The 25,890-nt window shown below is 62.8% G+C and carries 30 protein-coding genes; 13 read left to right on the forward strand and 17 right to left on the reverse strand.

Annotation, left to right across the window (positions count from 1 at the left end; genetic code table 11):
* Window positions 1-151: 151 nt before the first annotated feature.
* Entirely contained in the window at window positions 152-673 is a 522-nt protein-coding gene (locus FHR70_RS04585; protein ID WP_183447529.1) for a MarR family winged helix-turn-helix transcriptional regulator, read from the reverse strand.
* A 160-nt stretch (window positions 674-833) separates the two neighbouring features.
* Between FHR70_RS04585 and FHR70_RS04590 the strand changes: the two genes are divergently transcribed.
* Complete coding sequence (locus tag FHR70_RS04590) at window positions 834-1,721, forward strand: branched-chain amino acid aminotransferase (protein ID WP_183447531.1); 888 nt, start codon at window positions 834-836, stop codon at window positions 1,719-1,721.
* 65 nt (window positions 1,722-1,786) lie between these two features.
* Here the strand turns inward: FHR70_RS04590 and FHR70_RS04595 are convergent, their stop codons facing one another.
* On the reverse strand, window positions 1,787-3,031 hold the full coding sequence (locus tag FHR70_RS04595) for a Y-family DNA polymerase (protein ID WP_183447533.1): 1,245 nt from the start codon (window positions 3,029-3,031) through the stop codon (window positions 1,787-1,789).
* A 181-nt stretch (window positions 3,032-3,212) separates the two neighbouring features.
* Between FHR70_RS04595 and FHR70_RS04600 the strand changes: the two genes are divergently transcribed.
* Window positions 3,213-3,488, forward strand: a complete 276-nt coding sequence (locus FHR70_RS04600) for a DUF3072 domain-containing protein (protein WP_183447535.1) — start codon at window positions 3,213-3,215, stop codon at window positions 3,486-3,488.
* A gap of 226 nt (window positions 3,489-3,714) precedes the next feature.
* Window positions 3,715-4,749, forward strand: coding sequence for a Tim44 domain-containing protein (locus FHR70_RS04605; protein ID WP_183447537.1), 1,035 nt, complete (start codon window positions 3,715-3,717; stop codon window positions 4,747-4,749).
* Between the two features lie 75 nt (window positions 4,750-4,824).
* Here FHR70_RS04605 and FHR70_RS04610 read toward each other — a convergent pair whose 3' ends face one another.
* On the reverse strand, window positions 4,825-5,406 hold the full coding sequence (locus FHR70_RS04610) for a type 1 glutamine amidotransferase domain-containing protein (RefSeq protein ID WP_183447539.1): 582 nt from the start codon (window positions 5,404-5,406) through the stop codon (window positions 4,825-4,827).
* A 139-nt stretch (window positions 5,407-5,545) separates the two neighbouring features.
* Between FHR70_RS04610 and FHR70_RS24480 the strand changes: the two genes are divergently transcribed.
* Window positions 5,546-5,767, forward strand: a complete 222-nt coding sequence (locus tag FHR70_RS24480) for a hypothetical protein (protein ID WP_183448496.1) — start codon at window positions 5,546-5,548, stop codon at window positions 5,765-5,767.
* Between the two features lie 39 nt (window positions 5,768-5,806).
* Here FHR70_RS24480 and FHR70_RS04620 read toward each other — a convergent pair whose 3' ends face one another.
* The 5 genes from FHR70_RS04620 to FHR70_RS04640 form a co-directional block, all read right to left on the reverse strand.
* A complete protein-coding gene (locus tag FHR70_RS04620; protein ID WP_183447541.1) occupies window positions 5,807-6,532 on the reverse strand; it encodes a metallophosphoesterase family protein in 726 nt (241 codons plus the stop codon).
* Entirely contained in the window at window positions 6,525-7,340 is an 816-nt protein-coding gene (locus FHR70_RS04625) for a nucleotidyltransferase family protein (RefSeq protein WP_246407793.1), read from the reverse strand. The genes FHR70_RS04620 and FHR70_RS04625 overlap by 8 nt, the downstream gene beginning before the upstream one ends.
* A 106-nt stretch (window positions 7,341-7,446) precedes the next feature.
* The gene (locus tag FHR70_RS04630; protein WP_183447543.1) at window positions 7,447-9,021 is read right to left on the reverse strand and encodes a class I SAM-dependent methyltransferase; all 1,575 of its coding nucleotides are present in this window, start codon (window positions 9,019-9,021) and stop codon (window positions 7,447-7,449) included.
* A gap of 128 nt (window positions 9,022-9,149) precedes the next feature.
* Complete coding sequence (locus FHR70_RS04635; RefSeq protein WP_183447545.1) at window positions 9,150-9,527, reverse strand: hypothetical protein; 378 nt, start codon at window positions 9,525-9,527, stop codon at window positions 9,150-9,152.
* 142 nt (window positions 9,528-9,669) lie between these two features.
* Window positions 9,670-10,521 (reverse strand): BON domain-containing protein, encoded by an 852-nt coding sequence (locus tag FHR70_RS04640; protein WP_183447547.1) that lies wholly within the window; start codon window positions 10,519-10,521, stop codon window positions 9,670-9,672.
* Window positions 10,522-10,709: 188 nt separating this feature from the next.
* Between FHR70_RS04640 and FHR70_RS04645 the strand changes: the two genes are divergently transcribed.
* The 3 genes from FHR70_RS04645 (at window position 10,710) to infA (ending at window position 11,787) form a co-directional block, all read left to right on the forward strand.
* Window positions 10,710-10,964: a hypothetical protein gene (locus tag FHR70_RS04645; RefSeq protein WP_183447549.1), complete on the forward strand. Its 255-nt coding sequence runs from the start codon at window positions 10,710-10,712 to the stop codon at window positions 10,962-10,964.
* A 235-nt stretch (window positions 10,965-11,199) separates the two neighbouring features.
* On the forward strand, window positions 11,200-11,409 hold the full coding sequence (locus FHR70_RS04650; RefSeq protein ID WP_036351194.1) for a cold-shock protein: 210 nt from the start codon (window positions 11,200-11,202) through the stop codon (window positions 11,407-11,409).
* Window positions 11,410-11,505: 96 nt separating this feature from the next.
* Window positions 11,506-11,787 carry a translation initiation factor IF-1 gene (gene infA, locus FHR70_RS04655; protein ID WP_009494617.1) on the forward strand — a complete coding sequence of 94 codons (282 nt, stop codon included), beginning with the start codon at window positions 11,506-11,508 and terminating at the stop codon, window positions 11,785-11,787.
* Between the two features lie 55 nt (window positions 11,788-11,842).
* Here the strand turns inward: infA and FHR70_RS04660 are convergent, their stop codons facing one another.
* A complete protein-coding gene (locus FHR70_RS04660; protein ID WP_183447551.1) occupies window positions 11,843-12,391 on the reverse strand; it encodes a sigma-70 family RNA polymerase sigma factor in 549 nt (182 codons plus the stop codon).
* Entirely contained in the window at window positions 12,388-12,612 is a 225-nt protein-coding gene (locus FHR70_RS04665; RefSeq protein WP_246407794.1) for a NepR family anti-sigma factor, read from the reverse strand. The genes FHR70_RS04660 and FHR70_RS04665 overlap by 4 nt, the downstream gene beginning before the upstream one ends.
* Window positions 12,613-12,855: 243 nt before the next feature.
* Between FHR70_RS04665 and FHR70_RS04670 the strand changes: the two genes are divergently transcribed.
* Window positions 12,856-13,014, forward strand: a complete 159-nt coding sequence (locus FHR70_RS04670; protein WP_183447553.1) for a DUF3309 family protein — start codon at window positions 12,856-12,858, stop codon at window positions 13,012-13,014.
* A gap of 142 nt (window positions 13,015-13,156) precedes the next feature.
* Here FHR70_RS04670 and FHR70_RS04675 read toward each other — a convergent pair whose 3' ends face one another.
* Together FHR70_RS04675 and FHR70_RS04680 are read right to left on the reverse strand one after the other, a co-directional pair.
* Complete coding sequence (locus tag FHR70_RS04675; RefSeq protein WP_183447555.1) at window positions 13,157-13,429, reverse strand: hypothetical protein; 273 nt, start codon at window positions 13,427-13,429, stop codon at window positions 13,157-13,159.
* Between the two features lie 542 nt (window positions 13,430-13,971).
* Complete coding sequence (locus FHR70_RS04680) at window positions 13,972-15,600, reverse strand: anti-phage dCTP deaminase (RefSeq protein WP_183447557.1); 1,629 nt, start codon at window positions 15,598-15,600, stop codon at window positions 13,972-13,974.
* Between the two features lie 99 nt (window positions 15,601-15,699).
* Here FHR70_RS04680 and FHR70_RS04685 point away from each other — a divergent pair, with 99 nt between their 5' ends.
* Both FHR70_RS04685 and FHR70_RS04690 read left to right on the forward strand, forming a co-directional pair.
* Complete coding sequence (locus FHR70_RS04685) at window positions 15,700-15,903, forward strand: hypothetical protein (RefSeq protein WP_183447559.1); 204 nt, start codon at window positions 15,700-15,702, stop codon at window positions 15,901-15,903.
* 104 nt (window positions 15,904-16,007) lie between these two features.
* Window positions 16,008-16,775, forward strand: a complete 768-nt coding sequence (locus FHR70_RS04690; protein ID WP_183447561.1) for a ZIP family metal transporter — start codon at window positions 16,008-16,010, stop codon at window positions 16,773-16,775.
* Between the two features lie 204 nt (window positions 16,776-16,979).
* Here the strand turns inward: FHR70_RS04690 and FHR70_RS04695 are convergent, their stop codons facing one another.
* A complete protein-coding gene (locus tag FHR70_RS04695; RefSeq protein WP_183448502.1) occupies window positions 16,980-17,528 on the reverse strand; it encodes an SRPBCC family protein in 549 nt (182 codons plus the stop codon).
* Complete coding sequence (locus FHR70_RS04700) at window positions 17,521-17,901, reverse strand: ArsR/SmtB family transcription factor (protein WP_183447563.1); 381 nt, start codon at window positions 17,899-17,901, stop codon at window positions 17,521-17,523. Before FHR70_RS04700 ends, FHR70_RS04695 begins: the two co-directional genes overlap by 8 nt.
* Before the next feature lie 128 nt (window positions 17,902-18,029).
* On the opposite strand from FHR70_RS04700, the gene FHR70_RS04705 reads away from it, so the two are divergent.
* Window positions 18,030-18,314: a hypothetical protein gene (locus tag FHR70_RS04705; RefSeq protein WP_183447565.1), complete on the forward strand. Its 285-nt coding sequence runs from the start codon at window positions 18,030-18,032 to the stop codon at window positions 18,312-18,314.
* Window positions 18,315-18,455: 141 nt separating this feature from the next.
* Entirely contained in the window at window positions 18,456-18,845 is a 390-nt protein-coding gene (locus FHR70_RS04710) for a YbhB/YbcL family Raf kinase inhibitor-like protein (protein WP_246407795.1), read from the forward strand.
* Between the two features lie 21 nt (window positions 18,846-18,866).
* On the opposite strand, the gene uvrB is transcribed toward FHR70_RS04710, so the two are convergent.
* Both uvrB and FHR70_RS04720 read right to left on the reverse strand, forming a co-directional pair.
* Window positions 18,867-21,572, reverse strand: coding sequence for an excinuclease ABC subunit UvrB (gene uvrB, locus FHR70_RS04715; RefSeq protein WP_183447567.1), 2,706 nt, complete (start codon window positions 21,570-21,572; stop codon window positions 18,867-18,869).
* Between the two features lie 50 nt (window positions 21,573-21,622).
* Window positions 21,623-22,681 carry a DUF808 domain-containing protein gene (locus FHR70_RS04720; protein ID WP_183447569.1) on the reverse strand — a complete coding sequence of 353 codons (1,059 nt, stop codon included), beginning with the start codon at window positions 22,679-22,681 and terminating at the stop codon, window positions 21,623-21,625.
* Between the two features lie 189 nt (window positions 22,682-22,870).
* Here FHR70_RS04720 and FHR70_RS04725 point away from each other — a divergent pair, with 189 nt between their 5' ends.
* Complete coding sequence (locus FHR70_RS04725; protein ID WP_183447571.1) at window positions 22,871-25,051, forward strand: esterase-like activity of phytase family protein; 2,181 nt, start codon at window positions 22,871-22,873, stop codon at window positions 25,049-25,051.
* Window positions 25,052-25,228: 177 nt separating this feature from the next.
* On the opposite strand, the gene FHR70_RS04730 is transcribed toward FHR70_RS04725, so the two are convergent.
* Entirely contained in the window at window positions 25,229-25,792 is a 564-nt protein-coding gene (locus FHR70_RS04730) for a fasciclin domain-containing protein (RefSeq protein WP_210277465.1), read from the reverse strand.
* Window positions 25,793-25,890: the final 98 nt, after the last annotated feature.

A 25,890-nucleotide genomic window follows, 5' to 3' on the forward strand; every position in this document is an offset into this window, starting at 1 on the left:
CGGGTCTACAGCATCGGACCCAAAAGTGGATTTGCACTTTCGGGATCCATCCGATGCTTCCTCCATAAATGAGAGCATCATGTTGAGCGGAAAACCGGGTCCACTTTTCCGCACGATGCTCTAGTGCTTCAAGGTCATGGCCCCTGCTTTATCAGGTTTCCTCGGACCCGAATACGAGGTGCTTCACATGGGCGCTGTCGTTCGGATCGATCAGGCTGAGGAGATAGCGGCTTACCGCATCCTTGGCCTCCGGCTCCATGCCGGACAGTGCACGCATGATGCGGCGGGTCTGCAGCTTTGCGAGCTTCAGGGCCAGTTCCCGACCCTGGGGCGTGGCAAAGAGCAGTCGCTGGCGTCGGTCGGAGGTGCCCATCCGGCTCTCGATAAAGTCCTTTTCGATCAGCTCCTTCAGAACTCGGTTCAGGCTCTGCTTGGTGATCCGCAGGATGTCGAGGAGCTCCGCGATGGTCAGGCCCGGGTTGCGGCTCACGAAATGCAGGACCCGGTGGTGGGCCCGCCCGAAGCCGTACTCGTCCAGAATCCGATCCGGATCGCTGACGAAGTCGCGATAGGCGAAGAAGAACAGTTCAATGAGGTCATAGGCAGGGGTCTCGGCGAGAATGTCCTTGCCGGGGTGATGAGACTTCAAAGCCGGTATCGCGTCACGCACCATCCTGTTCCCAAATTTTATGTCAGCCTTGTTGACATATCTCAGGACGATTGTTACTCGTCAAGCCGCTTCCGCGAAATGAATGAAATTGAAATCGATTGGAAGCGCACCGGAAATTACCCGGCCCCGGTTGCCACAAGGCTGGTTTTCAAGGAGATACACGATGTCCGCGACCCCCTTCGATCAACGTGATGGATGGATCTGGTACGACGGACAGCTCGTACCCTGGAAGGATGCCCAGCTCCACGTTCTCTCGCACGGCCTTCATTATGGCTCGTCCGTGTTCGAAGGCGAGCGTGCCTATGGCGGCGAGATCTTCAAATCGACCGAGCACTCGGAGCGCCTGAAGAAATCGGCCGAGATCCTCGACTTCGAGATCCCCTACAGCGTGGCCGAGATCGACGCGGCCAAGCGCCTCGTGCTGGAGAAGAACGGCATGGTCGACGCCTATCTGCGCCCCGTCGCTTGGCGCGGCTCGGAGATGATGGGCGTGGCCGCGCAGACCAACAAAATCCATCTCGCCATCGCCGCCTGGGAATGGCCGAGCTATTTCGACCCGGCTCAGAAGATGAAGGGCATCCGCATCGACATGGCGGAGTACCGCCGTCCCGATCCGGCCACCGCGCCGTCGGCCGCCAAGGCCGCGGGCCTCTACATGATCTGCACCATCTCCAAGCACAAGGCCGAACGGAAGGGCTATGCGGATGCGCTGATGCTCGACTGGCAGGGCCGCGTGGCCGAATGCACGGGCGCCAACGTGTTCTTCATCCGCGATGGCGTCGTTCACACGCCGATCGCCGATTGCTTCCTCGACGGCATAACCCGCCGCACGGTAATCGATCTTGCCAAGCGCCGCGGCTTTGAGGTCGCCGAGCGCCGGATCATGCCGGACGAACTCCCGAGCTTCAACGAGTGCTTCATCACCGGCACGGCCGCCGAAGTAACGCCTGTGTCCGAAATCGGCCCGCACAAATACCAGCCGGGCAATATGACCAAGGTGCTGATGGACGACTACTCGGCCGAAGTGCAGCCCAAGAGCAAGGCCGCGTAGGCTTCTCTCATAGAGGTCACCTGATGCCCGGCCTCGTGCCGGGCATTTTCTTTTCGAGAGGCCGTTCAAAAATCCTCCGCATCGGGAATGCGGTTGAAGGCGATCTTGGCGCCTGCATAACCCCCGGGGATCGTGACCCAGGGACCCCAGTGCAGAAGCGTCTTTCGATGGCGGACGTTGAAATGGTCGGCGATCGCCGAGAGAGACTCCATGCGCCGTTTGAGCTGCGCCTCCGGAGCGTGATCGAACAAATCACCCTCGATATCGCTGAGCGGAACCAGATCGTGCAGCGCCACGTGGACGCTGCGGCTGCGGCGCATGTCCTCCCGCTCGGCGTGGAGAAACAGATGGCTCAACGATGCGAGCAGGGATGGGTCGTCCCAGGTGGGCTGGAAACGCTCCTCTCCATACCAGCCGGCGCTGTTCCGGTCAGTCAGCCAAAGAGCCAATGCCTTGGCGGCGAAACCAGCACGGCGCATCCGGGCTGAAGCCTTGGCGAGCAGCACGCGGGCGGCCGCATAGGCGCCGTTCAGGGAGCGCCAGTCGGCGGGAAGAACCCGGCCGTGGCCGAACATGCGGCGGCGGGTCTCGGGCCGCTCCACGGTGTAGCCGTGCAGCCCCATCCACATCCGTTCCCCTTCGACACTGCCCCAGAGTTGACGCAGCTCCTTGGGTTGGAGCCGCAAGAGGGCGGCCATGTTACTGATGCCGGCGCGGGCGAGCCTCGCCGCGTTGCCTCGCGCGATGCCGGGAATATCCGTAAGCTCAAGGGAGAGCAGGGGGCCAGGCAGATCGTCGGGATGGAGCGCCATGAGCCCATCCGGTTTCTTCATCTCGGCGGCGATCTTGGCCAGCAGGTCATTGGGTCCAAGGCCTACCGAGCAGGTGAGCGTGGGGCCGATCGTGGCGGCGATCACATCCTTCACGCGTTGCCCGATTACGAGCCCTTGCGGCCATTCCGAGGGCATCAGTGCACAGACCATCTCGTCGATGGAGCAGACTGCCCTGACGGGAAGGACCGTCTCGATGGCGTCCAGGATCTGCCGGTGCAACTCCACATAGGCTTCGTGCCGCGCCGTCACGAGAACGAGGCCCGGGCATTGTCGACGGGCGTCGCGCACGAAGGTGCCGCGCTTGAGGCCTTGGGCCTTGGCTTCGCGGCTGACGGCAATGAGCCCCGTATGCTCCGAATCGACCGGAATGACTCCGACGGGCCGACCGCGCAGGCCGGGCTGGAGGTGCTGTTCGGCACTGGCGAAGAAGGAGTCGAAATCGACATAGAGCCGCTCCAGACCTGTCGGTTTGCGCATCAGCCGTCCATCCCTCTCGCTTCGTGAACAAAGCAAGAACACGACCGTGCGGGTGAGTCGAGGGCCAGATCTGTGGATAACGGGGATGAGTCTCCGGGAGTAGTCCGCCTTTCTTTGAGGAACCAAGGTCCTGCAAGCGTGTTCTCATCAGAGAACAAAACTAGAACAATAGGAGTCCTGCATGTCTTCGCATGGCAAAGTGAATTCCGGTGCTTCCGTTAACCATAAACCTTCCGCAGAGGCAGTTAATCCGAAGACCAACCCGGATCCTTCCGACAACCAGATCAAGGATCCGGAGGATTGGGTAACGGGCGATGAACCGATGACCGGCGCCCAGGCATCCTACCTCAAGACCCTATCCGAGCAGGCGCACGACCCGAAGGCCTTTGATCCCGATCTCGACAAGGCCGAGGCCTCGAAGCGGATTGACCAGCTGAAGCAGAAACAGGGTCATTAAAACTTCCTATGACGCGTCATGACCGCGATAAGCCCGGTCATGACGATTCTGAAGAGCACAGCAACCCACGTGATCGGGGTCGCCGGCACAAGGTCGGTGGTGACGAAAGGAAAGAGGATGTTCGAGCCCGGACCAAAATCGGCCGGCCGAGCCCTTTCGCAACCCCTCGGGCATCACCACATTATCCTTCGAGAGCACTATGCTCCGAAGGGATGAAACAAAGACGATGATGAATTTAGCTTCTCGCCGTAGCCGGGTGATGATTGCCCTGGCGGCCGCTTTGGTCTTTGCCGGCAGTGCGGCCGAGGCCCGCGTCGGGCGGGGAAGCGGCGGTTTCGGATCGCGCGGTGCGCGCACCTACACGCCTCCCCCGGCCACGAGGACGGCGCCTGAGGCTGCAGCCCCGATCCAGCGTTCGCAGATTCCGAACCAGGGCCCCAACGTCACTCGCCCGGGCACCCCGGCGCCTAATGTGGCGCAGCCGCGCCGCTTCGGCTTCGGCACGGGCCTGATGGCCGGCCTGTTCGGTGCCGGCCTTCTCGGCCTGCTGTTCGGCAACGGCTTCTTCGGCGGCCTCGGCGGCTTGGCGTCGATCCTCGGCCTTCTGCTCCAGGTCGGTCTCGTGGTCTTGCTGGTGTCGTTTGCCATGAAGTGGTTCCGCCGGCGTCAGGAGCCGTCCTATGCTGGTCAGGGTTATGCCCGCAATATGGGCGGCAGCGTGCCCCCGACAGGCGGACAGCCCATGGGCGACGGCTTGAGCGGCGGTCTTGGTGGCTTGGGTGCAGGCCTTGGTGGCGCGATGGGCGGCCTCGGTGGCCGGTCCCAGCAGTCGCAGGCTCGTCCAGGCGTACGGGATGAGATCGGCATTGGCGAACGTGACTACGCGGAGTTCGAGCGTGGCCTCGTTGAGATGCAGGATGCCTATTCCCGCGAAGACGTCGCCAAGCTCTGGATGATCGCAACCCCTGAGATGGCTGGCTACATCCAGGAGGAACTGAACGACAACACGGCCCGTGGCGTCGTGAACAAGCTCTCCAACGTGCGCCTCAACCAAGGCGATCTGTCCGAGGCCTGGCGCGAGGGCGCGACGGACTACGCGACTGTGGCCATGCGCTTCGGCATCACCGACGTCATGGTGGACCGCGCCAGCGGCCGCGTCGTCGAAGGCGATCCGAACAAGGTCGAAGAGGCGACCGAGCTCTGGACCTTCCGTCGCGATCAGGGCGGCCCCTGGAAAGTCTCGGCGATCCAGCAGGCCTGAAGTCAGGCTATATAAAAATACGAAAGCGGCCGGTGAAAACCGGCCGCTTTTTTGTTGGCTTCAGAGAGTGAATGATTACTCGGCGGCCTGACGACGGCCCGCATGCGAGCCTTCGCGCACCTCTTCGATGATCTTGCCCACGAAAGCATCGAGATCGCCAGGATTGCGGCTGGTGATGAGGCCGTAATCGGTCACCACCGTCTCGTCGCGCCATTGCCCGCCGGCATTGATCACATCGGTCTTGATCGAGTGGTAGGACGTGCACTTCTTGCCCTTGATGATGCCGGCCTCAATGAGAAGCCAGGGCGCATGGCAGATCGCAGCAACGGTCTTGCCTGAGGAATAGAAGGCGCGGATGATCTCGATCGCTTTCGGCTCCACACGCAGCTTGTCGGGATTGATCTGTCCGCCGGGCAGCACGAGCGCATCGTAATCCGCCGGGTTCACTTCCTCGATGTCCTTGTCGACGGACACGGTCTTGCCCCAGTCCTTCTCGTCCCAGCCATAGATCTTGCCGGACTTCATGCGGGACTTGGGCGCGGCGACCTCGACTGTCGCACCGGCATCCGAGAGTTTCTCCTGCGGCACCATAAGCTCCGACTGTTCGAAGCCGTCCGTTGCCATGATGAGGATCTTGGCCTGTTTGATGTCAGGCATGATGTTTCTCCATCGTTTCCTGGGAACTGCTTGGGAACGGGTGAAGCACGGGGCGGTTCCGTCGGAAGACCGCTTTCGGAACCCTGCTCACGCGGGCTTGTTGACCCAATCACGGATTTTACAAAGCGAGGAAGAAACGATGGTCAATCCGGGAGCTCCTACGAACGATCCGCTGCCAGGCGGGAACATCCCAAGCGAGGTGCCGCCAGGAACCATTCCTGATGAGGAGCCGGATATCGGTCCGACGGGACCGCGCACGCCCTATCCCGTCAACGATCCGGGGATCAACGATCCGAAAGGGCCGGGTTCCGAGCCCGATTACCTGCCTGGTAACCCAACGGATCCCGGCACGCGCTATTGAGTGAGGAGCATCATGAGCCGGCAGCGTCTAGAGGCCGGCTCATATTTCGATGAGCGCATAAGGCTTGCCGGTCGGCTTCTCGATATGCTTGGCTACATTGTAGACCGGCTGTCCGCCGGGTGTCCTGCCCTCGAAGCGGCCGCGATGGGCGTGACCGTGCACAATGGCGCTGACCTTGAAGCGATCGATCGTTTCCGCCAGCCGCGACGAACCCAGGAACGGATAGATCTCCAGCGGCTCACTCTCGATGGTCTCCGTGATGGGGGCGTAGTGCAGAATGACCATGGAGCGCTTGGCGCGCACCTGACGCATGGCATTTTCGAGCCGCAGGGTCTCGTTCATGGTCTCGCCGACGAACTGCTTGATGGCGGGCTCGCCGAAGGAGCCTAGCATGCGGCGACCAAAACCACCGGCAAAGCCTTTCACGCCCACGAAGCCAACGCCGTCGATCTCGACCGATTGCCCGTCGAGGACCCGCATCCCGGCATCGCGCAGGATATGCGCCACCTCTTCATGCGCGCCGCATTCGTAATCATGGTTGCCGAGAACGCCGACGACGGGGATTGAGCAGGATTTGATATCCTGGGCCAGAAGTTCGGCCTCCTTGGGCTTGCCGAGATCTGTCAGGTCTCCTGCGAGCACCAGAACATCGGCCTCCTTGGAAATCTCGCTAAACAGGTCGCGATAGGACACCCAGTTGTCTTCGCGCACATGCAGGTCGCCCATGGCAGCGACCTTCATGACTTGCTGTGGTTCGTCACTCATTCCGCCATTCACCTTCGCCGCCCACGTCGGCGAAGCCCCATTGCTTCACGTCGATCTCGTAATCGACACGGGAGAACATCCGCCCGCGGCAGACCTTCATCTGTGGCGGTGGAAGTTCGAGCTGCTTGCTGAGCCTGTCGAGAAGCTCATCCATCACCCAGCGCGGAACCTTGTCGCGCTCGGACGGGTAGATCCAGCGGAAGTTGAGCAGGTGCATGAGCAGCACTTCCCAATGCACTTCCATGTAGGCCAGGAGCCCATGCCAGTCGATCTGGTCGTGAGCCTTGAGGATCGTATGGGCCACGTCGGCGCCATCATAGCGATGACGCAACTGGATGAAGCATTTCGACCAGACGAGTTCGGTGGGTCCGACGATGCGCACCGGAGTGCCGAACACCTCGATCTGACGCGCGTGCTCGAACCACGGATCGCCGATCGGCATGGTGCCGTTCGACGAGGCGAAGATCACGTCAAAGAAGTATTGGCCCTTGAACACCTTGCCGAGCCAGCGGTCATCCTCGATCTCGATGGAGTAGCCGAGACTTTTGAAATGCGAGAGAACGCGCGTGTAGTCGCCGGCCTTGCAGAAGATGTCGAGGTCCTTGGTCGGGCGGGTGATCCCGGTATAGGCCGAGAGCGCATAGGTGCCGGCGAGCAGGAAGGGCAGACCAAGCGTGTTCAGCTCCCGAAGGGCTTCGGCATAGAAGGTCTCGGATTCCGGGTATTTGAGGGTCGGCTCCGCCTTGGCGTCCATGATGGGAACGGCCGGATATGCGCCGGAGGTGAGATCTGGGTCGTGAACTGCCATGGGCCCTGTCCGAAGCGCGGCCAATGATGCCCCGCGTTCGACAACAGAATGGCATTCATGAAGTTCCGTTAAAGGTTAAGCTCGTGACGAAGACGTGAGGTTGGGCTCAGGCGCGCAGCCGCCGCTGCTCGGATTTCTGCTGCGGGGGATCGCAAAGACCAAGGTTTGTCCAGACGCCGAGGGTATTCTCCCCGAACTCGTCAGCGCGCTGGCGAAGTTCGGCTGCGTGCTCCGCATCGCTCAGCGGCTTGCCATCCTTCAACAGGCGCTGCCCCGCGGTAGACAGAACATCCCCGACGAAGCGGATCATGTCCGTATCCTTGTCCTGCAGGGACAGCCACATCAGCTGAGCCATGCGATCCGCCGCGATGCCGCCTCCCGTGATCGGTGAGGCGAGATGGCTGAACTTGCGTTCGAAACGCGAAAGCTCCGCAATGGCCCTGTTGAAGCGCTCTGTCGTGAGCCTTCGCTCACCAGCGCCTTGTACCGGGAGGCAGGGCTGGCAAGAGCCCAGGGCTACAAGGATCGTGAGGGCCTGAGTCAGGCGGTTGAAGCCCGCTTGTGCCAGAGTAGGTTCGGTCAGGATCTCGCGCAGCGTGCGGGGGCCGGGCTCAAGCGCTGCGATCAGGGGATCGTAGATGCCGCTGTGCAGTTTGACAGTATGTCGGAGGCCACGCAGCTCGCGCGGGATCTTGCTGCCTCTGGCCGTCAGGGCGAAGCGTGTCTCAAGCCAGCGCTCGCGGACCTGCTGGGCGGAGAGGCGGACCGCGCCCTTGACGAAGATGTCGCGCCGGAACTGCTGGTCGACGATGTGGTCGCGCGTCATCTGGCGCAGGGCAATGTCGCCGATCCTGGCAAGGAACTCCCGCTGCTCCTTCGTCAGATTGACGTCGTCGAGATTCTCCAGCGCGTTCGCTGGGCCCACCCAGGTCAGCTTCGCCTCAGCGAGTTCTTGCGCCAAATCCGTGAAGTAGAACGGCTCAAGATCCTGGTTGAGATATTCGTGGGCAATGTAGTTGGGGTTATGCTCCTTGAGCTTCTCGATCCGCTTCGCCAACTTGGGGTGACTGGCGAAATAGCGCGTGTCGAGTTTGCCGAGCGCGTCCGCCAGGTCGACGAAGTTCGTGACACGGGATGGGCTGGAGGATCGCGATCCTTGTGCTGCCGTGTGCTCCAAAAGCAGGCGCCGGAGCGGCATCATGGAGGCCCAGCCCGGCATGGTGTTGTAGGAGATGTAGACGAGGCCGCCGGGCTTCAGCTTGCGGCGGATGAACTCGACGATAGTCCGCCGGTTTTCAAGGGAAATCCAGCTGTAGATCCCGTGCAGGCAGATGAAGTCGAAATCAGGCAGGTCGGTGCGGAGCAGGAAGTCGGCGAAGCTGTCGTCGTAGAAGCGGATGTTATGCGAGCCCGTCGACTGGGCAAGGCTCTGTGCCCCGACGATGTGACCAGGATTGAAATCGGTGGCGTAGAACTCAATGTGCGGGTTTGCGGCCGCCAGGAGGTTTGTTGAGAAACCCTGGCCGCATCCGAGCTCGCAATACGCGAGCGGTGCGCCGAGATCGGGCGCCTGGACACCCTGCAGGAGCGTCAGGAAGCTCAAGAGGCTCGGCGTCAGCTCCTGATAGAACCCGTGGGTATAATCGACATCGATAACATAACCTGATGACCAATGCGCCATGACAATATCCCGGCTGCCTCAGAACGGAACTCCGCTTCATCGGAGGCAGAAAAGTTATAAAATAACTTTACGTCGGGCGCCGGTCTTGGGCAATTCCTTTCTGCGGGGTGGATGGGCAGCGGTTGAGCTTAATGGTCCCCGTGCGACACCCGCACATCGCGGGGGCTGTTGAGGATTTCGAGCAAGCTCTGGGCGATATGCCTCGCCTCATCGTCCTTCAGGCGCAGCAGGAAGGGTGGCATCGCACCGGCCTGGAGCGCCACCACGGCCATGCCGTGCTCGTCCATGCCGACGTCGATGGTCTGGGAGGTCACGTCCACCAGCTCTTCCGGCATGTCCTCGCCCTCCTCACCGGCGCTCTCACCGATGGCCGTCAGGAGCTGACTCACGGCCCTGACCAATGAGCGGGCGGCATGGGGGTCCATGACCACGGCGGTGGATTGTTCGCCCTTCTGGAACGCCAGCTGGATGTTGTCGCCTTCGAGCGTGACGGAAATGCCTGCCATCGATGTCCTCGTCCTTGCCCCTCTCATATGGGGTCTGATCGCGACCGGGGAAAGGCAAAGGCCTTGGTACGACGGATGCGCCTCGTCCCCAAGAGGAGAAGCGCATCCTGGTGAATCGACGGTCTTCGGTCCGGGCCGAGGGTCAGACGCCGCTGCCCGAACTCCCGCCGGTCCTGCGGCGGGCGGCGGCCGTGGTGCCGGTTTCCGGAGTTCTGATGCTGCCGGCTCCTGCGGCCCCGGCCCCGGACATCGCGGTGCCGGCAATGCCCGCATCGGCCGCCTGCTGGATGCGCAGATTGTTCTGCACATGGATGACACCGGATACGGACTCGGCGATGTCTTCCGCGTGGCGCTTCTCGAAGCGGCTGTTGACCGTGCCGGAGAGGGTGACCTCGCGGTTCTCGACCCGCACGTCGATCTCGGAGGCGTCGATATGCGGATCCTCGGTCAAACGGTCGTTCACGTCCTCGAGGATGCGGGCATCGGAGCGCTGATAGCCCTTCGGCCCGCGGCCGCGATGCTGGCCGGCTTCGCGCATGTCCCGGTCGCGGCGGCGCTCGGCGTCGTCATCGCCGAACCAGGACCGCACCTCGTCGCCGGCTCGCTCGAAGAAGCCGCGCTCCTCGTTGTAGTCGCGGGAGCCGCGGCCGAAGCTCTCGGATCCGGAGCGGTCGCGCCCATAGCGGTCCTGCCCGAAGCGATCCGGATCGTGCCGGCGATCCGTGTCGAACAGGGGGCGCCCCTGGCCGCGTTCCTCGCCGACGACATCGTGCCAGTCGAGGGCCGACCCACCGGTGCCGTAGCCGGCCGAATCCCCGAAGTCACGGTCACGGCCGCGGCCATAGCCCTCGTCCGAGCCGGAGCGGCGGTCGACGCCGGCGCCCCGGTCGTAGCCGGCGCTGCGGTTGCCGAAGCCGCGTCGGGCGATGTAGCCGTCATCCTGGTCGCGCCAGCCGGAATCCTGATTGCCGTAGCGGTTGCGATCATTGGCCATGGATGCGCTCCTCCTTGCTGTCGTTCGGGCCCCTGGAGGGCCCGCTCTCGCGCAACCAACGTGAGGCGCGACGGTCTGTTCCTGGCTTCCGAGAGTGTTGCGCCGCCTGTTTTTGCCGCCTCGCTTGAACGCTCCCGGAGCCTTCGCATTGAGAGGGTGGGTATCTCCAACGGCAAGCGAGGATCACGATGGCGGATCTGTCCGGGTTGAGCGACGAGGCGCTGGCGGTGTTCGCCTTCGCGGCCTATCACCAGCTGTCGAGCGGCCAGATGGTGCGCAGCGTGGTGCAGAAGGACGGATCGGGCCATCAGGCGAGCGAGGCTGCCGTTCAGGAGCTGAAGGGCCGGGGCCTCATCGAGGCCGACGGCAGCGAGATCCGCTTCACGCCTAAAGGAGAGGAGGCCCTGCAGGGGGTGATTTCAGGGATCCGGGGCAGCCGCTAGAAACCCGTGCTGCTCAGGCATTCGTTGAGGAAGTCACAGGGGAGGAGCCCTGGGCTTTGCCTTGCATTTGCCCCATCTGTACCCTACCTAATCGTTCATCGACATTTGGCCGGACGACTGGGCTTCCCGCTTTGGCACTGCCGGGCGCACGTTCCTTCTCTACCATCTATCGACTAACGGGTGTCTGGCCTTGAGCCCGCATCCACGTGCAAACGACAGTGAAAAGGGAATTCCCATGGAACAGGGAACCGTGAAGTGGTACAATGAAACCAAGGGTTATGGTTTCATCCAGCCCGACAACGGCGGCAAGGACGTGTTCGTTCACGCGACGGCGCTCGAGCGCGCCGGCATGCGCGGCTTGCGCGAAGGTCAGAAGATCTCCTATGAGCTTCAGACCGACCAGCGCACCGGCCGCGCTTCTGCAGTGAACCTGCAGAACGCCTAAGGTTTCAGGCCGGAGGACGTACTTAGGGTACGTCCTCTTGCATATGAGCCGTTCCGGTCCAGGGGCGGCTCTTTTTGTTATGAGGAAAGGCTTTGCATGGCCAAGGAAGAACTGATCACCTTTGAAGGACTTGTGACCGAAATCCTGCCCGACGCGCGCTACCGCGTGCAGCTCGACAACGGGCACGAGGTCATCGCGTACACGGCCGGCAAGATGAAGAAGAACCGCATCAAGACGCTCGCCGGCGACCGCGTGACCGTCGAGATGTCGCCCTACGATCTGGAGAAGGGCCGCCTCATCTTCCGTCACAAGGATTCGGGTGCCTCTTCCGGTCCGCGTCCGCCGCAGCGCGGCAACCAGCAGTTCCGGCGCCGCTAAAGCGACAGGCGCCCCCTGCGGAGCGCCTGTTGAGGGAATGCTCCCTGAGAACAGATCAGGCGACCGCGTGCATCACCGAGAGGGTGACGCGGTCCGGGCCGAGATCCTCCTCCATGTCGGTGAGGTGCATGAGTTCGGCAAGACGGTTGCGGGCCCGGTTGACGCGGCTCTTGATGGTGCCGACCGCGCAGCCGCAGATCTCCGCCGCCTGCTCGTAGGAGAACCCGGAGGCGCCCACCAGCAGCAGCGCCTCGCGCTGGTCGTGGGGCAGGCGGGCCAGAGCCTTCTGCAGATCCTCGAAATCGAGATGGGGCATCTGGTCGGGCGCCACCGAGAGGCCGGCCGCGTATTTGCCGTCCGCATCCTCCACCTCGCGGCGGCGCTTGCGGTATTCGGAATGGAACAGGTTGCGCAGGATGGTGAAGAGCCAGGCCTGCATGTTCGTGCCGGGCTGGAAGCGGTCGATATTGGCGATCGCCCGCATCAGGGTTTCCTGCACGAGGTCGTCGGCGCGGTCCACGTTGTTGGTCAGCGAAATGGCGAAGGCGCGCAGGTTCGGCGTCGCCTTGAGCATGGAATCGCGCAGAGAGATGTCGATACTCATGACTGGTGCTTCTCCGGCTTGCGCTCGTCCAGCCGATTGATGATCTCGATGAACCGGTCCGGGACCGGCTGCTCGCCGAGCGCCAGCGTCTCGTAGAACTGGCGCAGCCGCTGGCCGATCTGGGCCTGCACCGAGCGGCTGAGCGCCGGGGATGATCCGTGAAGGCCAGGGACGGTTTCTGTGTCTTCGTCACGCATGATGTGTGGATTCTTCTTCTGCATCGGGGTGTCCTGGACCATCGTGGACTAGCGACTCCCGCCGGGGACGCACTCGAAGGCGGCACCCAATCGCCGAGGAGGTAACGTCAGGCATTTGTGATCGTTCCGCCCTGGAACCTACCCCTTCGGTGCTCATCCACAGCAAAACCCTTGGCCCCCGAAACAGGGGAACCTTTCTTGAACGGCCAAGTTTCCCGCTTGAAGCGTGGCAACGACACGTCCCGCGGTCATCAAGGAGTTTTTCTCATGGGTATCAGCACCATCCTGCTCATTCTGGTCATCCTGCTGCTCATCGGCGCCGTGCCGGCCTGGCCGCACAGCCGCAGCTGGGGCTACGGCCCGAGCGGCCTGCTCGGCATCGTCCTCGTGATCCTCATCATCCTGCTGCTGATGGGACGGCTCTGACGGGGCTTTTCGGATCACAGCAGAGCGGACAAGGGCGGCCCTGGGGCCGCCCTTTCTCTTTGGCGCGCCGGCACCCTGCGGGCGCGGCGCCGCCTAAGACCGGCAGGCCATCCGCGCCGGATCCATGCGCCACGGCTCCGGGTCACATCGACCCGTGGGGTGGCTTCGCCTTGGCCCTGCGGCGCTGCGCGGTCCAATAGGCCCGGTAATCGTCCAGCTCGTAGCGGATTGCATCGGCGAAAAGGTTGCGCTGCTGCAGGAAGCAGGGCGGGCCGAACCCGCCCTGGCAGCTCTCGTGCCACCGGCAGGTGCGCCGGCGGCAGATCTTGTACGCCATGAACAGGTCGGACAGGCGCTGAAGCGTGTCGTCGAAGTCGGGCATGATGCAGAGGGGAACGTCGTCGTCCTGGATCATGATGAATCTCTTGAGGCAATGGGGATGGAAAGGAATGAATGAAAAGGGCACGGGCTCTCGGTCCCGGGGCCGGCGAAGGCCCCGGGAGGGGAGACAATCGAGGGTGGCGTGTCGTGCAGCCCGGCTCGATGCTATTTGGTGAAGGTGAGAGCCGAACTGCTCGTCACGCGCGGTTTGTTTCAGCGGACCTGGAGACATGCCAGATCGGCCACCTGCGATCACCGGCTTGCGAGGCCTGCGGCAGGACCGCTCCTTGCCCCACTCTTGCGACGCCTCGCGAGCGCGCCCCTCGTCGGGCGAGGATGTTTTTAGATATAGCCGAGCTTAGGCATATTGTCAAGAACAAAGTGAGAACATTGAGAGCGCCCTCACCGAGTCATGGCCGGGCTCGTCCTGGCCATCCACGTCTGAAGAACCACCGCGCATCGAAGACGTGGATCCTCGAAACAAATCGGGGGTGACAACGAAGGTGTCAGAGTCAGAAGCACCACAACCGGTTGATGTGGGCGTCAAGCCCAGACTTTCCACACTGTACGCTGGGACTACCGAAGTCTTGTGTTCTTCCAGTCTCCTTGGCTGGCTTTCTTTACAACTGCTCGCTTTTTAGATGAGGCTTTGCCCGTAGGAACGGCAATGGGCTCCTTTGGAGTTACTTGGCCAACTAGAGGGCCAAGAGCTACAAGCTCAACATCCATGTATGAGCCTGTTACAATTTCTAGCATCGGTTTCTCATCGCCGCCGAGCCACCGTTTAGCCGTGCCGTCAGGGTTCTTTCTTTTACCTTTCTGGAAGATGTCCCTGTATCGAAATGGGGATATGCCTAAAAAGGGTACAAAGGATACGCGGGTTGCACTCTCATTCTCGATTTCAATCTCGTTCTCATGAAGGTCTTTTGCCTTACTTTTAGGGTAGGGCTCCATATAAACTACTCTCTCAATGCCTGCTGCTAGAATGTGCTTGGTGCAGTTATGGCAAGGAAAGGTGGTGCAATAGAGTGTTGCGCCTTTTACACTACGTCCGATGCGAGCGGCATCACATATGGCGCACATCTCAGCATGCACTACTCGACCATACTCGGTGAGGTCCATCGCAATGGCTCCAACTAATGGACCATCCGCATCTTCACCTTTGTCCGCCTTACGACTTAGTGCATCTACCATGTCAGCAGGGCCGCCAAGATTGATGGCCTTTTCAGAGAGAAGTTCAGCTTTCGACAAGCGTTCAAAAAGATCTCTTAAAAGCTCCTTTTTGAGTATTTCATTAGGATCATGACCAAGTCTCACGTCTCGAAAGTCAGGCTGTTCCAGATCCCAATACGTTCCTCCAAATGCCTTAGGAACCTCATTGCACCCTTGAGTGATCAACTCTCCATCTTTGCTAAAGATTGCTGCTCCAACTTGGCGTGATAAGTCTGAGGAACGGAGAGAAGCAGACTTGGCCGCGTACATACCGTACTCGTTTTTTGATGGAGCTATATCTGTCCGACCAAAGAAGGCTTGAATGAACCTTTCGAGCTTCTCATCCATCTCTTGTTTGCTTATGCCATCAATAAATACGTCAGCTAAATGAAACGTCTCCCGTAGCTGCTGGCCATATTTCTCTCCCTGTTCACTCGCATCTTTATCAATCAACTCATCTGCCAAGAAAGAGATGTTTGGCTCGCTAGTGAGTGTTGAAAGGCTTCTCTTTAGTTTTGCCTCTATCAGCTTCTTCCTCTGTTCCGCAGAACCATATGCAGACACGAGGACGAATTGACGCCCGTATACTCTGCGGAGGAGGGCCACTTCGTCAGGCCGCTTGAGTTGCCGAACTATATAAGCAACCTTTTCCGGTATCTTGTTCGGCTGGCCGGTAATTTCGCGTCGGCGGGATGCAATGGCCCGGATTGCTATTCGCGCAAGAGTCGAGGCGTCTTGATACCTCTCACACAGAGCATTCGCGTATTTGATTTTGTGCATGACCTCGGAGTGAAAGTCTCGTTCCTTCGGGTCTGAAACATCAGTGGCGAAGACCTTCATCTCTGTCGTCAGCTTTATGACTTCGGATTGGTATCTGACCACGCGCAGTGCACTACTCAGGCTATCGGTGATTGCGTCAACATCCACTCCAATTGGTCCAGCGATGCCAAAAACCAGTTCTGGAAAATCCCAGGGTTTGAGTGGATCAACCATCAGCCCATCTACTCCTAAAGTGTTGCACGCATACACTAGCCCCGGAACCATCCCGGACTTAACGTGTTGGAACAATGATTCATTGGACGGGGACGAGCCATGGCTGATGAGCGCAAGGACTGGGCGCCAGAGATTGCACTCATAGTTGAAGCTTCAGTTCGTATGGCGGAGCGTTTCAATTGCCACTTTGTCCCAGATTTAAGAAAAATTGAGAGTTTCCCAACCGATGACCGGGTGCTCTCAAACTTTGTCCCGCTGGAATTTCTTTCCTCTCAGAAAGAGACTCGGATTGAGGACAAATAATAACTAGAAATTGAAGCAGCGGTATATCATTCGTTGGTCTATACCCGCACTCCAAGTATCCAATAATTACCTGTTGATTCTCCCCATCGCGCGGAGAACCCTTCATGCCCTTGTCCATCCAGGCCGGCCTGTGGGGCCTGCTCAGCGGGTCGGCCCTCGTGCTGGGGGCGCTCCTCGGGTATTTCTTAAAACTGCCGCAGCGGGTGATCGCGGGCGTGATGGCGTTCGGGGCCGGGGTCCTGATCTCGGCGCTCTCCTTCGACCTCATGGACGAGGCCTATCGCCAGGGCGGCATCGGCTCCACGTCGCTGGGGTTTCTCGCGGGGGCGGCGGTCTACACGGCGGCGAACATCCTCGTGTCGCGCCGGGGCGCCCACCACCGCAAGCGCTCAGGGTTCGCGGAGGATTCCCGGCAGGCCGGGTGCGACGAGGCGGGGAGCGGATTGGCCATCGCGCTCGGGGCGCTCCTCGACGGCATTCCGGAATCCATCGTAATCGGCGTGAGCCTGCTGGAGGGCACGGGCGTCAGCCTCGTGGCCGTGGCGGCGGTGTTTCTCTCCAACCTGCCGGAGGGGCTCTCCAGCGCGGCCGGCATGCGCCGGGCCGGGCGCTCCAAGGCGTATATCTTCGGCATCTGGGGCGGCATCGCGGCGGCCTCGGGCGTGGCGGCGCTCATCGGCTACGGGGCCTTCGCGGAGGCCGGCCCCGCAACCATCGCGTTCGTGACCGCCGTGGCGGCAGGCGCCATCCTGGCCATGCTGGCCGACACGATGGTGCCGGAAGCCTTCGAGACCGCCCACGAATATGCCGGCCTCATCACCGTCGCGGGTTTCCTGGCGGCGTTCACGCTGTCACGGGTGGTGGGGGCGTAGGGGAGGGGCCGTTCTCCCCGACCTGTCACCCTGTCACCTCATCCTGAGGAGCAGCCGTGAGGCTGCGTCTCGAAGGAGCGTCCAGAGAGCACTGGAGCCTCCTTCGAGACGGTCACTGACGTGACCTCCTCAGGATGAGGTTGCATCAGTTGAGAGCGAAGACGTGGATGGCCGGCACGAGGCCGGCCATGACGCGGTGCGGGTTCAGCCCGGGATCCGCCGCTCGTAGTCGGGCCGCAGGCGGGCGATCTGGTCCCAGAAGGGCTCGGCCGGTTCCTGGCCGGCCATGCGGGCCGCCAGGATGTCGAGATGGGTGTGCCAGCCGGAGCTGACGCTGAGCAGGGTCGAGCGCTCGGGCACCCGGTGGTGGGTGACGGTGAGTAGGGCCTTGCTGCCGATGGGCTCGAGCGTGAAGGTGACGCCGCCCGTGGAGCCCCAGGTGATGGCGAGCTTCTTCGGCGGGTCGAGCTCGGTGATCCGGCATTCCAGCCGGTGCTCCTCGGCCGTGCCCGCCGGGCGGGCGCCGGGCGGGGAGGTGAGCTCGTCGTTGCGCCAGACGAACTCGAAGGGCGCGCCGACCGCGAGCGCCATCTCGCCCGCGGCCAGCCATTGGCGGCGCAACTCGCTCTGGGTCAGGTAATCCCACACCCGCTCGACCGGGCCGGGCAGCAGGCGCTGGATGGTCAGCGTGTCGGGTCCGGTCATGACGCCATAGGCATCGGGGGCCAGGGTGGTGGGCGAGAGGTCATTCATGGCTGTCTCCTTCTGGGTTTTGTGCGGGCTTGGTGGCATTGCGGGCATCCTCCTCGCGAAGGAGCCGGTCGAGGGCATCCAGACGATCGGTCCAGAAGCGTTCGTAAGCGGCGAGCCATTCGTGGGCGCTCGCCAGCGGGCCGGGATCGAGGCGGCAGACATGGGTCCGGCCGCGCACCTCGCGCCGGATCATCCCGGCATTCTCCAGCACCTTGATGTGCTTCGAGGCCGCCGCCAGCGAGATCGCGAAGGGCTCGGCGAGCTGACTCACGGTGCGCTCGCCATGGGCGAGGTCGCGCAGCATGTGCCGCCGGGTGGCATCGCCGAGGGCGTGGAAGACATTGTCGAGCGGGGATGTATGTAATTCAACCATGTGGTTGAATATGCATGAGGCGGCGGGGATTGTCAACCGGTCGGTTGAATGATTGTGCGGGGTGGCGCCACAAAGATGGCACGGGCTTCATCCATCATGATGCTTGAGGCGGAAGCCGGAGCGCCGGGATGGTCAGAGGGCTGGTCTGGTTCATGCTGTTCGGGGCGGCGTCCCTGGCGTTCTACCGCGTGAACGACCGGATCGTGTGGGACATCTGCCGGCGCGAGCGGCGGCCCTATCCTCAGGCCTGGACCTTCTCGCCCTACTGGCAATGGCGCACGATCGTCGGCGGCTGGTACACGGATGCCCGGCAGGCCGGCCTGCTCATCCCCAAGGCCGCCGCCACCGCGGCCATTCTGATGGCCGGCATCGGCCCGGTGGTCACGGGCGTGTTCGAGCGGATGCCGGGATAAGGGTCAGAGCGCCCGTGCCGTTCACCATGCCGCAAAGGTCCGGGGTCTTTGCCTGTCGACAAGCCTGGTGCTGCATTGACGGACGAGGGGCGGACTGATGTCTGGCGAGATCGTTCTCAACGAACGCCAATCGGGGGCATCATGAAGAAACTCATCATCCTTGCAGCCATGGGGCTTGCGGCATCGGGCACCACCGCGCTCGCGCAGGCGAAGTTCGGCGCCAACCTGCGCTGGTGCGGCAGCTCGCCGGAATTCAAGCTCTCCGGCGTGCCGAAGGGCACCGCGACACTCGACTTCAACATGGTCGATCTTGACGTGCCGGGCTATCGCCATGGCGGCGCCAAGGTGCCGTATCAGGCGGGCCGGAACACCATCGACTGCAGCGCCGTTTCGGCCGCAGCGCTCGGCGGCTATAACGGCCCGAGCCCGCCGGCCGGCCAGGTGCACACCTATCAATGGACCATCAAGGCCCTAGACGCGAATGGCGGCGTCATCGGGCAGGCCGTCACTCAGCGCAGGTTTCCGGAATAAACGCTCCGGCGAAGGGGCGGCCTACCGCCCCTTCCGTCCCTTGTATTTCGGCTTCTGGCCGGCAAACCCTTGCGTGGAGCGCCCGCTCGGCCGCTCGCGGAAGTTCAGCGGCACCTCGCGGTCGGTGCCCGGGCCCATCTCGTCGAGGCCAGGCTTGCGGATGCGCGTGCCCTCGTCCGAGCGGCCCTTGCCGGTCGGGCCGTAGCTGTCCGAATCCTCGTCGCCCGCTGTCGTGCCTTCGCCTGAAGGCGGAAGCCCTTTCGGCGGAAGGTTGGCGCTGCGGCCATATTTGCGCGAACCGCCATACTTGCCGGCCTCCCGCTCCACGTCGGATTGCCGCGCCATCGGGTCGTCGCTGATCGCAAGCTCCGTGGCCTGGAGGCGCTTGAGTTCGTCGCGCAGGCGCGCCGCTTCCTCGAATTCCAGGTTCGCCGCGGCCTCGCGCATGCGCTTTTCCATGTCGGCGATGACAGCCTTGAGGTTGTGGCCCACCGTGCGGTCTGCGAGGCCCGTATCGACCGACACGTGGTCGCGTTCGTAGACGCTTTCCAGAATGTCCGCGATGTTCTTCTTCACCGATTGCGGCGTGATGCCGTGCTCGGCGTTGTAGGCGAGCTGCTTCTCGCGGCGGCGGTTGGTCTCGGCGATCGCCCGTTCCATGGAGCCGGTGATCTTGTCGGCGTAGAGGATCGCCTTGCCTTCGATGTTACGCGCCGCGCGGCCGATGGTCTGCACCAGCGAGGTTTCGGAGCGAAGGAAACCCTCCTTGTCGGCATCGAGAATGGCGACCAGCGCGCATTCCGGAATGTCGAGGCCTTCGCGCAGCAGGTTGATGCCGATGAGCACGTCGAAGGCGCCGAGCCTGAGATCGCGGATAATCTCGATGCGCTCCAGCGTGTCGATGTCCGAGTGCATGTAGCGCACGCGGATGCCGTTCTCGTGCATGTATTCGGTGAGGTCCTCGGCCATGCGCTTGGTGAGCGTGGTCACCAGCGTGCGGTAGCCGTTCGCCGCAAGCTCCTTCACCTCGTGCACGAGGTCATCGACCTGCGAACGGGCGGGCCTGATTTCCACCACCGGGTCGACGAGGCCCGTGGGGCGGATGACCTGCTCGACGAAGACGCCGCCGGTCTGCTCCATCTCCCACTTGGCGGGCGTCGCCGACACGTGCACCGATTGCGGGCGCATGGCGTCCCATTCCTCGAAGCGCAGCGGTCGGTTGTCGAGGCAGGAGGGCAGGCGGAAGCCGTATTCGGCCAGCGTCGCCTTGCGCCGGAAGTCGCCGCGATACATGCCGCCGATCTGCGGCACGGTCACGTGGCTCTCGTCGGTGAACACGAGCGCATTGTCGGGCAGGTATTCGAACAGGGTCGGGGGCGGCTCGCCGGGCTTGCGGCCGGTGAGATAGCGCGAATAGTTCTCGATGCCGTTGCACACGCCGGTGGCCTCGATCATCTCGAGGTCGAACTGCGTGCGCTGCTCGAGGCGCTGTGCTTCCAGCAGACGGCCCATGCGGGCGAGCTCCTGCAGGCGGTGCTGCAGCTCGTCCTGGATGCCCTTCACGGCCTGCTGCAAGGTCGGGCGCGGCGTCACGTAGTGCGAATTCGCGTAGACCTTCACGAATTGCAGGTCGTTGGTCTTCTTGCCGGTGAGCGGATCGAACTCGACGATGCTCTCGATCTCGTCGCCGAACAGGCCGATGCGCCAGGCGCGGTCCTCCAAGTGGGCGGGAAACAGCTCGATCACATCGCCGCGCACGCGGAAGGTGCCGCGGGCGAAGTCGCTCTGGATGCGCTTGTACTGCAGGGCCACGAGATCCGCGATGAGCTGGCGCTGCTCGATCTTCTCGCCCACCTTCACCGAGAAGGTCATGGCCGTATAGGTCTCGACCGAGCCGATGCCGTAGATGCACGACACGGACGCCACGATGATCACGTCGTCGCGCTCCAAAAGCGCGCGCGTCGCCGAGTGGCGCATGCGGTCGATCTGCTCGTTGATGGAGGATTCCTTCTCGATGAAGGTGTCCGAGCGCGGCACATAGGCTTCGGGCTGGTAATAGTCGTAATACGAGACGAAGTATTCCACGGCGTTGTCGGGGAAGAACGACTTGAACTCGCCGTAGAGCTGGGCGGCCAGCGTCTTGTTCGGCGCGAGGATGAGCGCGGGACGCTGCGTCTCCTCGATCACCTTGGCCATGGTGAAGGTCTTGCCCGAGCCGGTGACGCCGAGGAGCACCTGGTCGCGCTCCTGCCGGCGCACGCCGTCCACCAGCTCGCGGATCGCGTTGGGCTGGTCGCCGGAGGGGGTGAAATCGGACTTGATCCTGAACGGAATGCCGCCTTCCGACTTCTCGGGCCGGGGCGGGCGGTGCGGCACCCAGAGCGTGCCGTTCTTGAAGCGCGGATCGCCCTCGGTGAGCAGCCGCGACAGGGCATCGACCGTGGCGGAATAGCCGGACCCGGAGGAGATCTCGCCCAGTTCCTCGGCCACGTCCGGCCCATCGTCGGGACCCTTGAGGCCGAGCTTCTTTGCGAGCGCCGGGTCGACCTCGGTGATGTCGCCGTGGATGAAGGTCTCCTGCGCGCGCTCGGCGAAACCCTCGGCCGCCTCCCGCTCCCGGTTGACCGCGGGATTGAGGAGATCGGCCAGGTGAGGCGCCAGGGGCTTCAGCTCAGGCTTGGAGGCTTTCCCGGTGGAAAGCTTGGGCTTCTTGGGTGATTTGGCCATAGAACGAATATGGTACAAACAGAGAGGGATTGGAAGGGCGGCAGCCCGGCTCAGGCACCATGCTTCTCGGCCTTGCGGCTGCCGCCGCGCATGGTTTTGATCAGCGGTACGGCGACGAAGTGGGTCAGTGGGATCAGGAGAGCGCCGAGGAGGAGCCCGAAAAGGCCCGAGGCCGCTGCCGAGACCAGCCACTCCACGAAGCCACCCAGCGCCGGAACGGCATGACCGGCCGCCACCGCCACGTCATGGATGGCGTGGCCCAGCCCGGCGAAGCCATAACCTTCGAGCCCGTGAATGATGATGCCGCCGCCGACCCAGACCATCGCGGCGGTACCGACGATGGCGAGAAGCTTGAGCAGGACCGGCATGCCCTTCACCAAGCCCCGGCCGAAGGCCTTCGTCAGGGGCGCCAGGGCTTGGTCAGCGCCCGTGGGCGCCCTGCCCGGCAGGGCGCGCCCCAATAGGCGCGAGACGGGCCGGTTGCTGGCCGCCATGGCGACCCCGGCATCGTCGGCCTTCACGATCAGCGCCACGGCGCCATAAACCAGGGCCGTGATGCCGATGCCGACCACGGCGAGCACCACGGCCTGCATCCAGGTCGATCCGACCGGGATGCTCGCGAGCGTAATGGCCATGATCTCGGCCGAGAGGATGAAATCGGTCTTGATCGCCCCGCTCACCTTCTCGTCTTCGAGGTTCTGGGCCGTCTGCGTGGCTTCGCCAACGGCATTTTCGTGCTGATGCGCCCCGTGAGGGAACAAGGCCTCGAACACCTTCTCCGAGCCCTCGTAGCAGAGATAGGCGCCACCGATCATCAGCAGCGGCGTGATGGCCCACGGAGCGAACAGGCTCAGCAGCAGGGCTGCGGGAAGAAGGTAGATCAGCTTGTTCTTCAGAGACCCGAGGGCGATCTTGCCCACGATGGGCAGCTCGCGCGCGGCGGCGAAGCCCACAACGTAGCGCGGCGTCACGGCCGCATCGTCGATCACCACGCCGGCCGCCTTCGCGCCCGCCTTCGCGGCCTGGGCACCCACGTCGTCCAGCGAGGCGGCGGCGACCTTGGCGAGGCCCGCGATGTCGTCCAGCAGGGCGATCAACCCGATGCTCATGAGGGCTCCTGTCGAATTCGTTCAAGCGTGACTGTTGGCTGAGAGGCAACAGCTACAGGGTGACTGTGCTTCCGACAACGTCTTGGGCGGGGATTGGGTGCAAAGCGGTGGTCTCATCTGCCGTCATTGGCCTGTCATACGACGGGCGCATGAGGATCCGGCTAACCTTGACCGTCTTGCGGGGATCTCATGCATCGCTCCATCATCGTCGGCTCGCTTGCCGCCGCGCTCCTCTCCGGCACCGCGCTCAGCGCCTCGGCTGCCGAGTATTTCGACCGTATCGCCAGCTTCCCGATCACGGCGAACCTGCCGAAGGACGAGGATCCGAAAGCCGAGACCGTCGCCGAGATCATCACGGCGAGCGAAGACGGCAAGCTGCTGATCTATACCGACAGCCCGCGCAAGGCGCTCGGTTTCATCGACATCACCGATCCGGCAAATCCGAAGGCTGGCGGCTCGCTTGCCCTTGGCGGCGAGCCCACCTCCGTGAAGGTCGTGGGCCAGAAGGCTTACGTCGCCGTCAACACCTCCGAGAGCTTCACCAATCCGAGCGGCAAGCTCGTCACGGTGAGCCTCGCTGATCGCAAGATTGCGGCGGAATGCAGCTTGCCGGGCCAGCCGGACTCGGTTGCAGCCAATGCGGGCGTTCTTGCCATCGCGATCGAGAACGAGCGCGACGAAACGGTGAACGACGGTGCGCTGCCGCAGATGCCCGCCGGTTCGCTGGTGCTCGGATCGCTCGATGGCGATCAGCTCGCTTGCGCGGGTCTCAAGACCGTGAGCCTGACCGGTCTTCCCGCTGTGGGAGGCGAGGATCCCGAGCCGGAATATGTCGATGTGTCGGACGAGGGCAAGGTCGTCGTGACCTTGCAGGAGAACAACCACATCGCCGTGGTCGACGGCAAGACCGGCAAGGTCGAGGCGCATTTCTCCGCCGGCAGCGTGGACCTCAAGACCATCGACACCAAGAAGGACGGCAAGATCGAGCTGACCGGCACGATGGACAAGGTCGTGCGTGAGCCGGACGCGGTGCACTGGATCGATGCGAACCGGTTCGTGACGGCGAACGAAGGCGACTGGAAGGGCGGCTCGCGCGGCTTCACCATCTTCAACCGCGATGGCAGCGTGGCTTACGAATCCGGCGCCAGCCTCGAGCACGAGATCGTGTCGCTTGGCCATTATCCAGAGAGCCGCAACAAGAAGGGCGTCGAGATCGAAGGCGTCGAGACCGGCCGCTTCGGCAACGACACGCTGATCTTCGTCGGCTCCGAGCGCGCCTCGGTCGTTGCCGTCTATCGCGACACGGGGGCAGCACCGGAACTCGTCCAGGTGCTGCCGACCGGCATCGGTCCTGAGGGTCTCATCGCCATACCGAGCCGCAACCTTTTCGTCGCCACCAGCGAGACCGATCTGCACGGTGAAGGCGGAGTCGCTCCGCACGTGATGATCTACCAGCGCGCCGAGCGCGCCGCTCCAGCGTATCCGACGATCCGCTCGGCGAAGAACGTCGATGGTCTGCCGATCGCCTGGGGTGCGCTGTCCGGCCTCGCCGCCGATAAGACGCAGGCCGCCAAGTTCCATGCGGTCACGGACAGTGTCTATGGCGCTGCGCCGCGCATTCTGACAATCGATGCGAGCAAGAAACCTGCGCTGATCACCGGCGAAGTGCTTGTCACGCGCAATGGCGCCGCGGCCGAGAAGCTCGATCTCGAAGGCATTGCTGTGGCACAGGACGGCTTCTGGCTCGCCTCCGAGGGCAACCTGGAAAAGGGCGTGAAGAACCTGCTCATCAAGGTCGATGCCAAGGGTGCGATCCAGGAGGAGATCACGGTGCCGGCCGATCTCGAGAAGGGCGCGAAGAACTACGGGTTCGAGGGCGTGACGGTTACGGGTTCAGGCTCCGACGAGATCGTGTGGCTTGCGGTTCAGCGCGAATGGGCCGACGACGGAAAGAACGTCGTGAAGCTCTTGGCCTACAAGCCGTCGGATAAGAGCTGGAGCGCCGTGCGCTATCCGCTCGACGGCGCGGAAGCCGGCTGGATCGGCCTCTCCGAGATCACGGCGGCGGGCGATCGGGTCATCATCATCGAGCGCGACAACCAGATTGCCGAGAAGGCGACAGTGAAGAAGCTCTATGCCGTGTCTCTCGCCGACATGAAGCCTCGGGCGCTCGGCGGCGAGCTGCCGCTCGTGCAGAAGACGCTGGTGCGCGATCTTCTGCCCGATCTGAAGGCTGCGAAAGGCTATGTGCTCGACAAGGTCGAGGGCTTCGCCGTCGACGCCGCGGGCGATGCCTACATCGTGACCGACAACGATGGTGTCAGCGGTTCCTCCGGCGAGACGCTCTTCCTCAAGCTCGGGAAACTGTGAGACGAAACCGTCCACACGGGAAGGGCCGCTCAACGAGCGGCCTTTTTCGTTCGGTCTGTCGATATCCAGGCTGAGCCGAAGCCTCGCAAAAAAGGCAGCCCCGAGGGGCTGCTGAAGTTTGTGATCACTGGGAAACGGGGCGGAGCTTTCGCTCCGCCCATGCCGGGATGTGGGGGATCAGCCCGGCAGCAGAACGGTGTCGACCACGTGGATGACGCCGTTCGATTGCATCACGTCGGCGATGCTGACGGTGGACTTGCCGCCTTTCTTGTCGGTGATGGTGAGCGTGTTGCCCGACGGCGTGACGGTCAGCATCTCGCCCTGCACGGTCTTCAGCATGGCCTTGCCGCCGCCTTCCTTCACCTTTGCCGCGAGATCCTGCGCGGTCATCTTGCCAGGCACCACGTGATAGGTGAGGACACCGGTGAGCTGCGCCTTGTTCTCGGGCTTCAGGAGCGTGTCGACCGTGCCGGCGGGCAGCTTGGTGAAAGCCGCGTTGGTCGGGGCGAACACCGTGAACGGGCCCTGGCCCTGCAGGGTCTCGACGAGGCCTGCAGCCTTCACGGCGGCCACGAGGGTGGTGTGGTCCTTCGAATTGACGGCATTCTCGACGATGTTCTTCGAGGCATACATCGGGGCGCCGCCCACCGTCTTGGTCTGCTCCTGCGCCGTCACGGACAGCGTGAGAGCCGGAGCGGCCAGGGCGATGGCGGCGGTCATGCAGGCAATGCGAATGTTCATGGATCTTGTCCCTGAATTGGTTTGCATGGGATCCCGGCTCCATTGCCGGTGATCGAAGGCTCAACCTTCAGGGCGGGTACCCCGCATGGGTGGGATTG

The organism is Microvirga lupini, assembly GCF_014191055.1.
Classification (GTDB): Bacteria; Pseudomonadota; Alphaproteobacteria; order Rhizobiales; family Beijerinckiaceae; genus Microvirga; species Microvirga lupini_A.